We start from the raw sequence: 13,989 nt of genomic DNA, 5'->3' as shown, positions 1-13,989 counted from the left end.
TTCCCGTCCCCGCCGTGCCGGTTGTCCGCGCGGCGGGGCGTGGACCTGCCTGCGCGGCGGACGCCGCTGCGGGCCTGTGATGCCAGAACAACAAGAATCAGGAGACAGCATGTCCAAGGCAGCAAGAAAGGAAGGCCGGCGCACCGGCCAGCCGCCGTACCTGCGCGAGTTGCTCGCCGTGGCGGTGACGTTGGGCAGCGGCGCGGCGAGCGCCCTGCCGACCCTCGAACTGGGCGAGTCGACCACCCTCGAATCGTCGCTGACGGTCAACTACACCGCCTCGATGCGCACCGAGAAGCCCGCCGACGCGTATCTGAACGATCTCAACCTCGACGACGGCACGCGCAACTTCGACCGCGGCGCGCTGATCACCAACCGCGTCAGCCTGTTCGGCGAGATGTTGCTGCGCCACGACAACCTCGGCGCCATGCTGCGCGCCAGCCACTTCTACGATGCGGCTTACCGCGGCGGCAACGACAACGACTCGCCGCTGACGGTCAACAAGGTCGGCAGTCACGATCATTTCACCGACAAGACCCGCGAGCGCAGCGGCGGCGAGTTCCGCCTGCTGGACGCCTTCGTGTTCGGCAACTGGGAGCTGGACGGCCGCTATCTGTCGGTGAAGGCCGGCCGCCATCTGGTGGCCTGGGGCGAGAGCCTGTTCTGGCCGAACATCAGCCAGGGCCAGGCGCCGGTGGACGCCACCAAGTTCAACGTGCCGGGCACCGAGGCCAAGGACGCCTACCTGCCGGTCGGCCAGGTGTCGGCGTCCTTCTCGCTGACCGACGACCTGACCCTGGTGGGCTTCTGGCAGTACGAGTGGGAGGAGACCCTGCTCAACCCGGTGGGCGACTTCTTCGGCAGCGACTACTTCGGCCCCGGCGCGCAGTTCTTCCGCCTGGCGCCAGGGGTGATCGGCAGCCTGCCGGACCAGAGCTTCCGGGTGGTCAACTACGCCGGCGAGGTCAAGCCGGGCGACGACGGCCAGTGGGGTCTGGGCCTGCGCTACCAGCTGAGCCAGGACACCGAGGTCGGCCTCTACCACTACCGCTACCACGACCGGGTGGCGGCGCTGTTCTTCGACTTCACCGGCAACACCCGTTACTCCTCGCTGGCCGGCGTCGGCCGTGGCACCGGGGCGGGCAACGCGCCGGCCTACCAGCTCGGCTACTTCGACGACATCGCCCTGACCGGGGTGAGCCTGAGCACCAAGCTCGGCGATGCGGTGCAGATCGGCAGCGATCTGAGCTACCGCGAGGACGCCGCGGTGTACCTGTCCAACGGCGCGCCGACCCGCGGCAACCTGATCCAGGCCAACCTCAACGCCGTGTACATGCTCGGCCCGAGCGCCTTCGCCCAGCAGACCACGCTGATGGGCGAGCTGGTGCACCAGCGCATCGACAGCGTCGACACCCTGCATGTCAGCGGCGGCCTGCCGGGCGAGAACGGCGCCTTCGACGACTTCGAGTACGACGGCCAGACCCGCGGCAGCACGCTGCTCGGCGTCGGCGCGACCTTCGACTATCCGGGGCTGTTCAGCGGCTGGGACCTGACCACCAAGGTGTTCTGGAACCAGAACGTCGCCGGCAGCGCCTACTCGGGCCTGGGCCGCGACGAGAAGCGCATCACCGTCGGCGGCGACTTCAAGTACCTGGGCAACTTCCAGGTCGGCCTGACCTACGTCGGCTACCTCGGCTCGGCGGACATCGCCAACGGCCGCACCCTGGCCGATCGCGACTACGTGTCGCTGAACGCCAAGTACACCTATTAAGAAGGGGGAGGGACCCATGAAACACTCGCAACTCGCCAGAGCGCTCGCCTGCGGCGCGCTGTTCGCGCTCGCCACGCCGGCGCTGGCCAAGACCGATGACGCGGCCCTGCTGGACAGCAGCACCCACACCTGCATGGGCGCCGAGCGCGCCGGCAACGCCGACGGCAGCATTCCGGCGTTTTCCGGCAAGTGGCTGGGCGCGCCGCCGCACGTGAACTTCCAGGGCACCGGCAACCACCCGCTCGATCCCTACGCCGACGAGAAGCCGCTGTTCGTCATCACCGCGGCCAACATGGCCGAGCACGAGCAGCACCTCACCGACGGCATGAAGGCGCTGTTCCGGCTGTATCCCGATACCTTCCGCATGCCGGTCTATCCCTCGCACCGCGACTTCCGCTTCAACGACAGCGTGTGCCAGGCGACCAAGGCCAACGTCGGCTACGCCCGCCTGACCGACGACGGCGAGGGCGTGGTGGCCAAGACCGGCGGCACGCCGTTCCCGATGCCGAAGAATGGTCTGGAGCTGCTGAAGAACGCCTCGCTGTTCACCGTGCGCCCGTGGACCGAGGAATACATCTCGGACAACGCCTACGTGCTGCGCGACGGCAAGATCAACTGGGGCCGCGTGCACTCGAAGAACCTGGCGCCGCACCTGGAGCCGGGGCGCATCGGCGATACCCAGGGCCAGTCGTCCTTCTACCTCAACCAGACCCTGCTGCCGCTGCGCGACAAGGGCGAGGTGAACACCGGCATGGAGTTCTGGAACGACAAGACCGAGCCGCGCCAGAGCTGGCGCTACGATCCGGGCACCCGCCGCGTGCGTCAGGCCCCCGGCTACGGCTTCGACATGGCGTTCCCCGGCAGCGGCGGTTCGATCACCGTGGACGAGGTGCGCCTGTTCAACGGCTCCGGCCAGCGCTACGACTGGAAGATCGTCGAGAAGAAGGAGCTGTACATCCCCTACAACGCCTATCGCATCCACTCGCCGGAGCTGAAGTACGCCGACCTGCTCAAGCCGGGGCACATCGACCCGACCCACATGCGCTACGAGAAGCACCGCGTCTGGGTGCTGGAAGGCACCCTGAAGAGCGACTACCGCCACCTGTACGGCAAGCGTCGCCTGTACATCGACGAGGACACCTGGTTCCCCATCGTCGCCGATAACTACGACAGTCGCGGCGAGCTGTGGCGTACCTCGATGCTCAACTTCTTCTACGCCTACGAGACCCAGACGCCGCAGGCCGGTGTCGGCCTGTACCACGACCTGCTGGAGAACACCTACCTGGCGTTCAACCTGATCAACGAGCAGCCCAAGGGCTTCAAGCTGAACGTGCCGAACTTCCGCCCGGCGATGTTCGGGCCGGAGGCCGCCCGGCGAGGCGGGCTGTGATGGCGGAGGCGGGGGGCGCGTGCGCCCCTTGCCTCGCCGCGGGCACCGGCTATGCCGAGCTGCAGGAGCTGATCGGGCGGGTCTACGACGGCCTGCTCGAAGACCCGCCCTGGAGCGGCCTGCTCGACGCCCTGCGCCGGCGCTTCGCGGCCAACTACGCCTCGCTGACCATCCGCCTGCCCAGCGCCGAGGATCGCGGCCTGGTGGTGTTCGCCGGCGAGGCGCGGCCGCACATCCACGCCCTCTACAGCAGCTCGCTGTACGCGGTCGATCCGTTCGTCAACCTGCCGCGCGATGCGGTGGTGATGCTCGAAGAGCTGATCGACGAAGACGAGTGGCTGGGCAGCGTGATCTACCGCGATTTCCTCGAACCGCTGCAGGTGCGCTACATGATGGGCGCCGACATCCGCAGCGACGACGGCCGCGAGCGCGAGTTCCGCCTGCGCCTGAGCCGCCCGCCCGAGGGCGGGCCGTTCAGCGAGACCGAGCGGGCGCTGTGCGGCCTGCTGCTGCCGCACCTGCGCCGCGCGTTGCGCCTGTACGCCCATATCGACCGGGTGGAGAGCGCCTGCCGGCTGTACGTCGGCACCCTGGAGCGCATCGGCATCGGCTCGATCCTGCTCGACGAGCACGGCGGAATCTGCCGGATCAACCGGGTGGCCGAGGCCATCCTCGCCGAGCGCGACAGCCTGCAACTGCACAACGGCCTGCTCGAAGCCGTCGCCCCGCGCGACGACCGCCGCCTGTGGCGGCTGATCAAGCAGGCCGCCGCCGGGCGCAGCGGCAGCGCTCTGGCCGAGGCCATCGCCCTCGACCGCGGCGGCCAGCGCGGCGGCCTCAGCGTGCTGGTGCGCAGCATCCCGCTGGGCTCCAGCGCCGAAGCCGGGCGGACGGCCGCCGTCGAGCTGATCCTGCGCGACACCACCCGCCCGGCGCAGCCGTCCGAACCGCTGCTGCGCCAGCTCTACCGCCTCACCCCGGCCGAGGCCGCGCTGGCCGTGCTGCTTGGCGAGGGGCTGACCCTGGAGGAGGCGGCGACCCGGCTGGGGATCAGCCGCAACACCGCGCGCACCCACCTGCGCGCGGTGTTCGCCAAGACCGGTGTGAAGCGCCAGACCGCCCTGGTGCAACTGCTGCTGTGCAGCGTGGTGGCGCTGGACTGAGGGCGCGCGCGGCTGTGCCGCGCGTGGCCGGGAGGACGGCCGGGGTGGTCGGGGCGGGGTCGATTCCGTAACATCCGCAGCCGTTTTTCCCATCCCGCCGGCCGCTCGCGCCGGTCCAGATCGCAGGAACCCCATGAAACCAGCCCGTCTGCGCGCCGATGTCCTGGCCGGACTCACCACCTCCTTCGCCCTGGTGCCCGAGTGCATCGCCTTCGCCCTGGTCGCCCAGCTCAACCCGCTGATGGGCCTCTACGGCGCCTTCATCATCTGCACCCTGACCGCGCTGTTCGGCGGCCGGCCAGGCATGGTTTCCGGCGCCGCCGGCTCGATGGCGGTGGTCATCGTCGCCCTGGTGGTGCAGCACGGCGCGCAGTACCTGCTGGCCACCGTGCTGCTCGGCGGCTTGATCATGGTCGCCTTCGGCCTGCTGCGCCTCGGCAAGCTGATCCGCATGGTGCCGCATCCGGTGATGCTCGGCTTCGTCAACGGCCTGGCGATCGTCATCGCCCTGTCCCAGCTGGAGCACTTCAAGGACGGCGAGGCGTGGCTGGGCGGCAATTCGCTGACCCTGATGCTCGGGCTGGTGGCAGCGACCATGGCCATCGTCTACCTGCTGCCGCGCCTGACCCGCGCGGTGCCGCCGGCGCTGGTGGCGATCCTCGGCGTCGGCGTGGCGGTCTGGCTGCTCGACCTGCCGACCCGCACCCTCGGCGACATGGCCAACATCGCCGGCGGCCTGCCGGTCTTCGCCCTGCCGGACGTGCCGTGGACCCTGCAGACCCTGGGGATCATCGCCCCCTACGCGATCCTGATGGCCCTGGTCGGCCTGCTGGAAACCCTGCTGACCCTCAACCTCACCGACGAGATCACCGGCAGCCGCGGCTATCCCGACCGCGAATGCACCGCCCTCGGCGCGGCCAACCTGGCCTCCGGGCTGTTCGGCGGCATGGGCGGCTGCGCGATGATCGGCCAGACCATGATCAATCTCGGCTCCGGCGGTCGCGGCCGGCTGTCCGGGGTGGTCGCCGGGGTGATGATCCTGCTGTTCGTGCTGTTCCTCGCCCCGCTGATCGAGCGCATCCCGCTGGCCGCGCTGGTCGGGGTGATGTTCGTGGTCGCCCAGCAGACCTTCGCCTGGGCCTCGCTGCGGGTGCTCGGCAAGGTGCCGCGCAACGATGCGCTGGTGATCTTCGCGGTGACGGTGATCACCGTGTTCACCGACCTGGCCACCGCGGTGCTGTGCGGCATCGTCATCGCCGCGCTCAACTTCGCCTGGCAGCAGGCCCGCGAGCTGTACGCCGACAGCCATCTGCAGGCCGATGGCAGCAAGCTCTACCGCCTGCACGGCACGCTGTTCTTCGCCTCCACCACGACCTTCCTCAACCAGTTCGACCCGGCCGGCGATCCCGATCAGGTGGTCCTCGATTGCCGCCACCTGAGCTTCGTCGACTACTCGGCCATCGCCGCGCTGAAGACCCTGCGCGAGCGCTACGCCTGCGCCGGCAAGCACCTGCGCGTGCTGCACCTCTCCGAGCGCTGCAAGCAGCTGCTCAAGCGCGCCGGGGTGGCCCAGGCCGAATGAGTGCGCGGAGGCGAGTCATTCCGACTCGCCGCGTAGTCGCGATGACCGCAAACTGGCGTGTCGATTCGACTGCCTTTTTCCGAGTGCGCTCGTAGGGTATTGATCCGCAAGGGCGCGCTGGCCTGGCACGGTTCCTGAAACGCTGTTCGCACCCTGTGAACGCGTTATGGAGGTACTCGATATGGCTGGCATGCTCGAGTCCCCCGGCAAAGCCCGCACCCTGGCCAACGGCCTGTTGCTGGCCGGCATGGCGATCCTGATCGTCGGCGTGCTCGGCGCCTATTGCTTCGACGAGGCCATCGGCCTGGGGCTGGTGGTCGGCGCGCACATGCTGACCATCCTCGGCCCGTCGCTGGTCAAGCTCGGCTACGTGATGCGCCTGTCGGCGCAGGGCCGGCCGCTGGCCTGCTGAGCGGACCTCCCCGGCGCGGCCGGGGAGGTCTGTGGCGCCCCGCTCAGGCGGTCAGGCTGCCGCCGTTGAGGGCGTGGACCTGGCCGGTGACCCAGCTGGCCTCGCGCGAGGCGAGGTAGGCGACGCCGGCGCCGACGTCGGCGGGGGAGCCGGCGCGCGGCACGAAGCAGGACTTCTTGGCCATCTCCTCGGAGTCCCAGTTGTTCATGGTGCCCAGCGACAGGGCGTTGACCGTTATGCCCTTGCGGCCCATCTCGGCGGCCAGCTGGCGGACGAAGCCGACCACCCCGGCCTTGGACGCGGCGTAGGCGGCGATGCCCATGGGCACGCCGGCGCGCCAGGACTCCGAGGTGATGGCGATCACCCGGCCGTAGCCCTGCTCGATCATCCCCGGCAGCACGGCGTGGCAGCCGTTCATCAGCCCGTACATGTTGAGGCGGACGAAGCGCTCCCAGTCCTCGGGCGTGGATTCGAGAAAGCGCGCGTAGCCCATGCCGCTCACCGGCACGCCGGCGTTGGACACGTAGACGTCCAGGCGTCCGGTGCGCGCGCGGATGCCGGCGACCATCTCCTGCACCTGGGCGTAGTCGCCGACGTCGGCCGGCGCGGCGAAGGCCGCCAGGCCCTGGGCGGTCAGGCCGGCGACCGCTTCCTCGGCGCGTTCGGGATAGAAGTCGTTGACCGCCACGGTGGCGCCGAGGCGGGCGAGGGTTTCGGCGATGCCCAGGCCCATGCCGCGACCGGCGCCGGTGACCAGGGCGGTCTGGCCTTCGAGGGAAAACAGCGGTGGATTCATGCGTGCGTACTCCTTGCGCTGGCGCTGCTGCGCCAAGAATGCGGCCGTCAGGCTGGCCGCTCTGGCTCCCGCCGGCTGGCCGCCGGGCGCGCGATGCGCGCGCCGGAGCGGGCCTGCGGGGACGGGTATGGGGCGGGCGGCGGCTCAGCGGCCCTCGAAGCGCGGCGGGCGCTTGTCGATGAACGCCTGCATGCCTTCCTTCTGGTCGTGGGAGGCGAACAGCAGGGCGTTGGCCTTGCGCTCCAGGGCCAGCGCCGCCTCCAGGGAGGCGTCCATGCCGGCGAGGATCACCTCCTTGATCTGCTCGGCGGCCAGCGGCGGCATGGCGGCGATGCCGCGGGCCATCTCCAGGGCGCGCTCCTGCACCTGGGCGTCGGCGACCAGCTCGCTGACCAGCCCGGCCACCCAGGCTTCCTCGGCGCTGATCGGCGCGCCGGTCAGCGCCATGCGCATCGCCTTGGCCTTGCCCACCGCGCGCACCAGGCGCTGGGTGCCGCCGATGCCGGGCATGATGCCGATGCGGATTTCCGGCTGGCAGAACTTCGCGCCGTGGCCGGCGACGATGATGTCGGCGTGCATCGCCAGCTCGCAGCCGCCGCCGTAGGCGTAGCCGCACACCGCGGCGATCACAGGCTTGGGGCAGTGCTGGATCGGCGCCCAGACCCGCTCGGTGTGGCGCTGGTAGATATCGATGGGCCCGACCCCGGCCATGCTGGTGATGTCGCCGCCGGCGGCGAACACCTTCTCGCCGCCGGTGAGGACGATGCAGCGCACCGCCGGGTCCTCGCCCAGCTCGGCGAAGTGGCGCGAGAGCCGCGCCTGCAGCTCCAGGCTCAGGGCGTTGGTGGCCTGCGGGCGGTTCAGGCGCAGGCGCGCCACGCCCTCGGCGGGAAAGTCGAGCAGCACGGAGGGAAGGTTGTCGTCGGCCATGCACGACCTCGCTTGTGGCAGGCGGTAAGGGGATGCCCCGATTGTTCGCGCCGCCGGGCGCTTCACTCATCGTCCGTTTAGACGACGAGAGCGGCGCGGGCCTGCCCCTAGAGTGCGTTCCATGCAGGAAAAAGGAGCGTGCAATGGCTAATCACAACAGCCTGGATTTCACCGGCAAGGTGGTGCTGGTCACCGGCGGCACCAAGGGCGTCGGCGCTGGCATCGCGCAGTGCTTCATCGAGGCCGGCGCCCGCGTGCTGGTCTGCGGACGCAACGCCCCCGAGGCGCTGCCGGAGGCCGATGGCCGTCAGGCCGAATTCCTCCCCGCCGACGTGCGCGACGCCGATTCGCTGGCGGCCCTGTTCGCCGCGATAGAGGAACGCTGCGGGCGTCTCGACGTGCTGGTCAACAACGCCGGCGGCAGCCCCTTCGCCCTGGCCGACGAGGCCTCGCCGCGGTTTCACGAAAGCATCATCCGTCTCAACCTGATCGCCCCGCTCAACGTCGCCCAGCACGCCAACCGGCTGATGCAGCGTCAGGCAGAGGGCGGGGTGATCGTCTTCGTCGGCAGCATCAGCGCCCTGCGTCCCTCGCCGGGCACCGCCGCCTACGGCGCGGCCAAGGCCGGGGTGCTGGCGCTGGTCAGCTCGCTGGCGGTGGAGTGGGCGCCGAAGGTGCGCGTGGTCACCGTCAGTCCGGGGCTGGTGCAGACCGAGCAGGCGCACCTGCACTACGGCGACGCGGCGGGTATCGCCGCGGTCGGCGCCACCATCCCGGCCGGGCGCATGGCCACCCCCGAGGACATCGGCAACGCCTGCCTGTACATCGCCTCGCCGCTGGCCGGCTACGCCAGCGGCTGCAACCTCCTGCTGCACGGGGGCGGGGAGCGTCCCGCCTTCCAGGCGGCAGCCAATTCCGCCCATCAATGAGCGAAGCCGGCGCGCCCGCCGCGCGGGCCGCCCTCAATACCGAGGAGACGATCTTGGCTGAACAAGAATTCATGCCCGCCGTGCGGGCCATGGTGGGACGCGAGTACGGTCGCGTCTACGCCTGGGACGCGGTCAACGCGCCGATGATCCGCCAGTGGTGCGAGGTGATGGGCGTCGACAATCCGCTCTACACCGATGCCGACTATGCCGCCGGCAGCGAGTACGGCGGCATCGTCGCGCCGCCGGCCATGCTGCAGGCCTGGTGCCTGGAGGGCCTGCACCAGAACAACTACGCGCCGGGCTCCACCGACGAGAACCCCTACGAGGTGCTCAAGCTGCTGGAGGCCAACGGCTTCGCCTCGGTGGTGGCGGTCAACTCCGACCTGAGCTTCGAGCGCTACGTGACCCTCGGCGAGAAGCTCTACTACACCACCCGCCTCGACGCGGTGGGCGAGGAGAAGACCACCGCGCTGGGCACCGGCTACTTCGTCACCCTGGTGATGAGTTTCTTCTCCGAGAAGCCCGAGGGCGACGAGCCGGTCGGCCAGCTGCTGTTCCGCGTGTTCAAGTTCCGCCCGGCCAATCCGGTCAAGGCGGCCGCCGAAGGCGAGGGCGCGCCGGCGCTGCCGAAGTTCAAGCGGCCCAAGCCCGGCATCAGCGACGACACCCGCTTCTTCTGGGAAGGCTGCGCCGAGGGCAAGCTGCTGATCCAGCGCTGCAGCGCCTGCAACACCCTGCGCCATCCGCCGGCGCCGGTGTGCGCCAAGTGCCACTCCTTCGACTGGGACAGCGTGCAGGCCAGCGGCAAGGGCAGCCTCTACTCCTTCGTGGTCATGCACTACCCGGAAGTCCCCCCCTTCGACTACCCCAACCCCATCGGCCTGATCGAGCTGGAGGAGGGCGTGCGCCTGATCGCCAGGCTGGTCGGCGTCCAGCGCGACGAGCTGGCCATCGGCCAGGCCGTGCAGGTCGAGTTCCACACCTTTGACGATGAGCTGACCCTGCCGCTGTTCCGGCCGGTGGCGCAGTGAGGAGCCGAGCATGGATTTCGAACTGAACGAGGAACAGCGCGCCATCGCCGAGATGGCCGGCGGGCTGTTCGCCGACTACTGCACCGACGACCGTCTGCGCGCCTTCGACGGCGCCGGCGAGCCGTTCATGGCCGGGCTGTGGCAGAGCTGCGTGGAAACCGGCCTGCAGGCCCTGGCCATCCCCGAGGACTGCGGCGGCAGCGGCCTGGGCATGACCGAGCTGATGCTGGTACTGGAAGCCCAGGGCCGCGCCCTCGGCCAGGTGCCGCTGTGGCGCCACCAGCTGGCCGCCGCGACCCTGGCCCGCTTCGCCGGTGCCGGCAGCGCCGCCATCGTGCAGGCCGCCGCCGAGGGCGGCGCACTGCTGACCCTGGCCTTCGACGGCCTGGCCAGTGCCCGCGGCATCGCCCTGCAGGCCACGCAAGCGGCCGCGGGCTGGCGGCTGGACGGCACCGTGGCCGCCGTGCCGCTGGGCGCCGAGGCCGACCATGGCCTGCTGCTGGCCACGGTGGCCGGCGCGCCGCGCCTGCTGCGGGTCGACCTGAAAGCGGCCGGCATCGACAGGGTCGCCGGGGTGTTCACCCAGGGCGAGGCGGTCGCCGACCTGCGCTTCAACGCCGTGGTAGTGCCGGACGAGGCGCTGCTGCCGGTCGCCGCGCTGGACTGGCTGGAAAGCCGCGCCATCGCCGCGCTGGCCGCGCTGCAGCTGGGGGTGTCCGTCGAGCAGATCCGCCGCACCGTGGAATACGTCAGCGAGCGCAGGCAGTTCGACCGCGCCATCGGCAGCTTCCAGGCGGTGCAGATGAGCATGGCCGACGCGCACATCGCCGTCGAAGCGCTGCGCTCGGCGCTCTGGCAGCTGGTCTGGCGCCTCGACGCCGGCCTGTCGGCTACCGCTGAGGCGCTGGCGACCCGTTATCTGGCCTGTGAGGCCGGCCATCAGGTCGGCCACAAGGCGCAGCACGTGCACGGCGGCATCGGCGTCGACCTGACCTACCCGATCCACCGCTACCTCTACTGGAGCCGCGCCCTGGGCATCGCTCTCGGCGGCAGCGCCGCGACCCTCGAACGCCTCGGCGACTGGCTGGCCAACAACGACAAGCTGGGATGGAAATATGACCTCGAAGAAAACCAGGGCATTTGACGACGTGCTCCCCGGCCAGGCCCTGCCGGAGCTGGTGATTCCGATCACCGTGCAGTTGATCACCGCCGGCGCCATCGCCACCCGCGACTACTTCCCCGGCCACCACGACAAGGACGCCGCGCGCGAACTCGGTTCGCCCCACGTGTTCATGAACATCCTCACCACCAGCGGCCTGGCGCAGCGCTACGTGGAGGACTGGGCCGGCCCCGGCGCGCGCTTCCAGGATCTGAAGATCAAGCTCGGCGCGCCCAACTACCCGGGCGACAGCATGACCTTCAGCGGCGAGGTGAGCGCGTGCGACGCCGCCAGCCGCACCGTCGAGGTGACCCTGAAGGGCAAGAACTCCATGGGCAACCACGTGACCGGTACGGCCACCCTGGTGCTGCCGCACGGCGCAGGAGACAGGACATGACCCGCAATTCGCTTTCCGGCCGCGCGGCCATCGTTGGCCTCGGCGCCACCGAATTTTCCAAGAACTCCGGGCGCACCGAGCTGCGCCTGGCCATGGAAGCCACCCTGGGCGCCCTGGCCGACGCCGGCATCGACCCGGCCGACGTCGAGGGCTTCAGCAGCTACTCGGTGGACAAGGTGCCCGAGTACGAGATCGCCCGCCTGCTCGGCTGCAAGAACGTCAAGTTCTTCTCGCAGATCCCCCACGGCGGCGGCGCCGCCTGCGCGCCGGTGATGCACGCGGCGATGGCGGTGGCCACCGGGGTGGCCAAGGTGGTGGTGGTGTACCGGGCGATGAACGAGCGCTCCTGGTACCGCTTCGGCACCGGCAGCTATGGCTTTGCCGACACGCCGATCTTCGAGAACGTCAACTACGGCTGGTACATGCCGCACGGCTTCCACACCCCGGCGGCCTGGGTCGGCATGTTCGCCCGCCGCTACATGCACACCTACGGCGCCACCAGCGAGGACTTCGGCCGCGTCGCGGTGGCGGTGCGCGACTTCGCCGCCACCAACCCGGCGGCGTTCTTCCACGGCAAGCCGATCACCCTCGAAGAGCACCAGGCCTCGCGCTGGATCGCCGAGCCGCTGCACCTGCTCGACTGCTGCCAGGAGTCCGACGGCGCGGTGGCCATGGTCATCACCTCGGCCGAGTACGCCCGCGACCTGAAGCAGAAGCCGGTGATCATCAAGGCCGGCGCCCAGGGCATCACCGAGGGCCAGCAGATCATGACCTCCTACTACCGCGCCGACATCACCGGCCTGCCGGAGATGGGCGTGGTGGCCCGCGAGCTGTACGCGCAGTCCGGCCTCGGCCCGCAGGACCTGCAGACCGCGGTGATCTACGACCACTTCACCCCCTTCGTGCTGCCGCAGCTGGAGGAGTTCGGCTTCGTCAAGCGCGGCGAGGCCAAGGACTTCATCCGCGACGGCCTGCACGCCCGCGGCGGCAGCCTGCCGATTAACCCCCACGGCGGCCAGCTCGGCGAGGCCTACATCCATGGCATGAACGGCGTGGCCGAGGCGGTGCGCCAGGTGCGCGGCAGCGCGGCCAACCAGGTCGACAACGTCGAGAACGTGCTGGTCACCGCCGGCACCGGCGTGCCGACCAGCGGCCTGATCCTCGGCGCAGCATAAGGAGCGCGACATGTTCGTCGATCTGACCCCCGAGCAACACGCCCTGCGCCTGAAGGTGCGGGACTACTTCCAGAACCTGATGACTCCCGAGCTGCGCAGCGAGCTGCGCGGCAAGGAGGGCGGCGACCTGTACCGCCAGACCATCCGCCAGATGGGCCGCGACGGCTGGCTGGCGGTGGGCTGGCCGAAGCAGCACGGCGGCCAGGGCTACGCCGCCACCGAGCAGCTGATCTTCTTCGAGGAGGCCAACATCGCCGGCGCGCCGCTGCCCTTCGTCACCATCAGCACCGTGGGACCGGCGCTGATGGAGTACGGCAGCGCGCTGCAGAAGGAGAAGTTCCTGCCCGGCATCGCCGCCGGCGAGATCATCTTCGCCATCGGCTACTCCGAGCCGGACGCCGGCTCCGACCTGGCGGTGCTGAAGACCACCGCGCGCCCGGAAGGCGACCACTTCGTGGTCAACGGCAACAAGCTGTGGACCTCCGGCGCCGAGGCGGCCGACTACATCTGGCTGGCCGCGCGCACCGACCCGGAGCGCCCGCGCCACAAGGGCGTGTCGATCCTGATCCTCGACACCACGCTGCCGGGCTTCTCGCACACGGTGATCCCCACCTGCAGCAACCCGACCGCGGCCACCTACTACGACGATGTGCGGGTGCCGGCCGACATGCTGGTCGGCGAGTTGCACGGCGGCTGGAAGCTGATCACCGCGCAGCTCAACCACGAGCGCCTGGGCCTGGGCTCCTGGTCGGACAAGGTCGCCGGGCTGTTCCGCCGCGTCTACCTGTGGGCGCGCAGCCCGGACGAGCAGGGCCGCCGCGCGGTCGAGCAGGCCTGGGTGCGCAGCGCGCTGGCCGAGTGCTACGCGCGTCTGGAGGCCATGCGCCTGATCAACTTCCGCATCGCCGCCGACCTCGAACGCGAGCGCATGGACGTGGCGCTGGCCTCGACCACCAAGGTCTACGGCGCCGAGTCGGTGATCGAGATCCTGCGCAAGCTGTCGGAGATCGTCGGCGCCAACGGGCTGGTCCGCGAAGGCTCGGCGGCCTCCCTGCTGCAGGGCGAGCTGGAGTACGAGGTGCGCGCCTCGGTGACCCTGACCTTCGGCGGCGGCACCAACGAGATCCAGCGCGAGCTGATCGCCCAGTTCGGCCTCGGCATGCCGCGCACCCTGCGCTGAGCGCTCGCCGGTCGCGGGCTTCGCCACATTGCCCGCCGGGGCGTCGCCAGCGCCGCCCCGGCGCAGAACAACAA

13 protein-coding genes are annotated in these 13,989 nt (G+C 70.1%); 11 read left to right on the top strand and 2 right to left on the bottom strand.

Translation table 11 applies throughout. The features are described 5' to 3' along the window. Window positions 1–109 precede the first annotated feature (109 nt). From BLU22_RS13130 to BLU22_RS13110, 5 genes are all read left to right on the top strand, one after another. Window positions 110–1,771 carry a DUF1302 domain-containing protein gene (locus tag BLU22_RS13130; protein WP_090215353.1) on the top strand — a complete coding sequence of 554 codons (1,662 nt, stop codon included), beginning with the start codon at window positions 110–112 and terminating at the stop codon, window positions 1,769–1,771. A 16-nt stretch (window positions 1,772–1,787) separates the two neighbouring features. Further along, window positions 1,788–3,161: a DUF1329 domain-containing protein gene (locus BLU22_RS13125; protein WP_090215350.1), complete on the top strand. Its 1,374-nt coding sequence runs from the start codon at window positions 1,788–1,790 to the stop codon at window positions 3,159–3,161. Then, window positions 3,161–4,324 carry a helix-turn-helix transcriptional regulator gene (locus tag BLU22_RS13120; RefSeq protein ID WP_090215348.1) on the top strand — a complete coding sequence of 388 codons (1,164 nt, stop codon included), beginning with the start codon at window positions 3,161–3,163 and terminating at the stop codon, window positions 4,322–4,324. The genes BLU22_RS13125 and BLU22_RS13120 overlap by 1 nt, the downstream gene beginning before the upstream one ends. Window positions 4,325–4,457: 133 nt before the next feature. Then, entirely contained in the window at window positions 4,458–5,906 is a 1,449-nt protein-coding gene (locus tag BLU22_RS13115) for a SulP family inorganic anion transporter (protein WP_090215345.1), read from the top strand. Between the two features lie 181 nt (window positions 5,907–6,087). After that, on the top strand, window positions 6,088–6,318 hold the full coding sequence (locus tag BLU22_RS13110; RefSeq protein WP_090215342.1) for a hypothetical protein: 231 nt from the start codon (window positions 6,088–6,090) through the stop codon (window positions 6,316–6,318). A 43-nt stretch (window positions 6,319–6,361) separates the two neighbouring features. On the opposite strand, the gene BLU22_RS13105 is transcribed toward BLU22_RS13110, so the two are convergent. Further along, a complete protein-coding gene (locus BLU22_RS13105) occupies window positions 6,362–7,114 on the bottom strand; it encodes an SDR family NAD(P)-dependent oxidoreductase (protein WP_090215341.1) in 753 nt (250 codons plus the stop codon). A 144-nt stretch (window positions 7,115–7,258) separates the two neighbouring features. Then, complete coding sequence (locus tag BLU22_RS13100) at window positions 7,259–8,044, bottom strand: enoyl-CoA hydratase (protein ID WP_090215338.1); 786 nt, start codon at window positions 8,042–8,044, stop codon at window positions 7,259–7,261. A gap of 143 nt (window positions 8,045–8,187) precedes the next feature. Between BLU22_RS13100 and BLU22_RS13095 the strand changes: the two genes are divergently transcribed. The 6 genes from BLU22_RS13095 (at window position 8,188) to BLU22_RS13070 (ending at window position 13,915) form a co-directional block, all read left to right on the top strand. Continuing rightward, window positions 8,188–8,973: an SDR family oxidoreductase gene (locus tag BLU22_RS13095; RefSeq protein ID WP_090215336.1), complete on the top strand. Its 786-nt coding sequence runs from the start codon at window positions 8,188–8,190 to the stop codon at window positions 8,971–8,973. A gap of 71 nt (window positions 8,974–9,044) precedes the next feature. Then, window positions 9,045–10,004, top strand: coding sequence for an OB-fold domain-containing protein (locus BLU22_RS13090; RefSeq protein ID WP_394327554.1), 960 nt, complete (start codon window positions 9,045–9,047; stop codon window positions 10,002–10,004). Between the two features lie 10 nt (window positions 10,005–10,014). Then, window positions 10,015–11,148: an acyl-CoA dehydrogenase family protein gene (locus tag BLU22_RS13085; RefSeq protein ID WP_090215331.1), complete on the top strand. Its 1,134-nt coding sequence runs from the start codon at window positions 10,015–10,017 to the stop codon at window positions 11,146–11,148. Then, window positions 11,120–11,560, top strand: a complete 441-nt coding sequence (locus BLU22_RS13080; protein WP_090215328.1) for a MaoC family dehydratase — start codon at window positions 11,120–11,122, stop codon at window positions 11,558–11,560. Before BLU22_RS13085 ends, BLU22_RS13080 begins: the two co-directional genes overlap by 29 nt. Further along, entirely contained in the window at window positions 11,557–12,735 is a 1,179-nt protein-coding gene (locus BLU22_RS13075; protein WP_090215326.1) for a lipid-transfer protein, read from the top strand. The genes BLU22_RS13080 and BLU22_RS13075 overlap by 4 nt, the downstream gene beginning before the upstream one ends. 10 nt (window positions 12,736–12,745) lie before the next feature. Beyond that, window positions 12,746–13,915, top strand: a complete 1,170-nt coding sequence (locus BLU22_RS13070) for an acyl-CoA dehydrogenase family protein (RefSeq protein WP_090215323.1) — start codon at window positions 12,746–12,748, stop codon at window positions 13,913–13,915. Window positions 13,916–13,989: the final 74 nt, after the last annotated feature.

The sequence above is a fragment of the Pseudomonas guangdongensis genome, assembly GCF_900105885.1.
In the GTDB taxonomy this organism is placed as follows: domain Bacteria; phylum Pseudomonadota; class Gammaproteobacteria; order Pseudomonadales; family Pseudomonadaceae; genus Geopseudomonas; species Geopseudomonas guangdongensis.
Note: the sequence above shows the minus strand (reverse complement) of the source record. Positions and strands in the feature narration are given on the sequence as shown.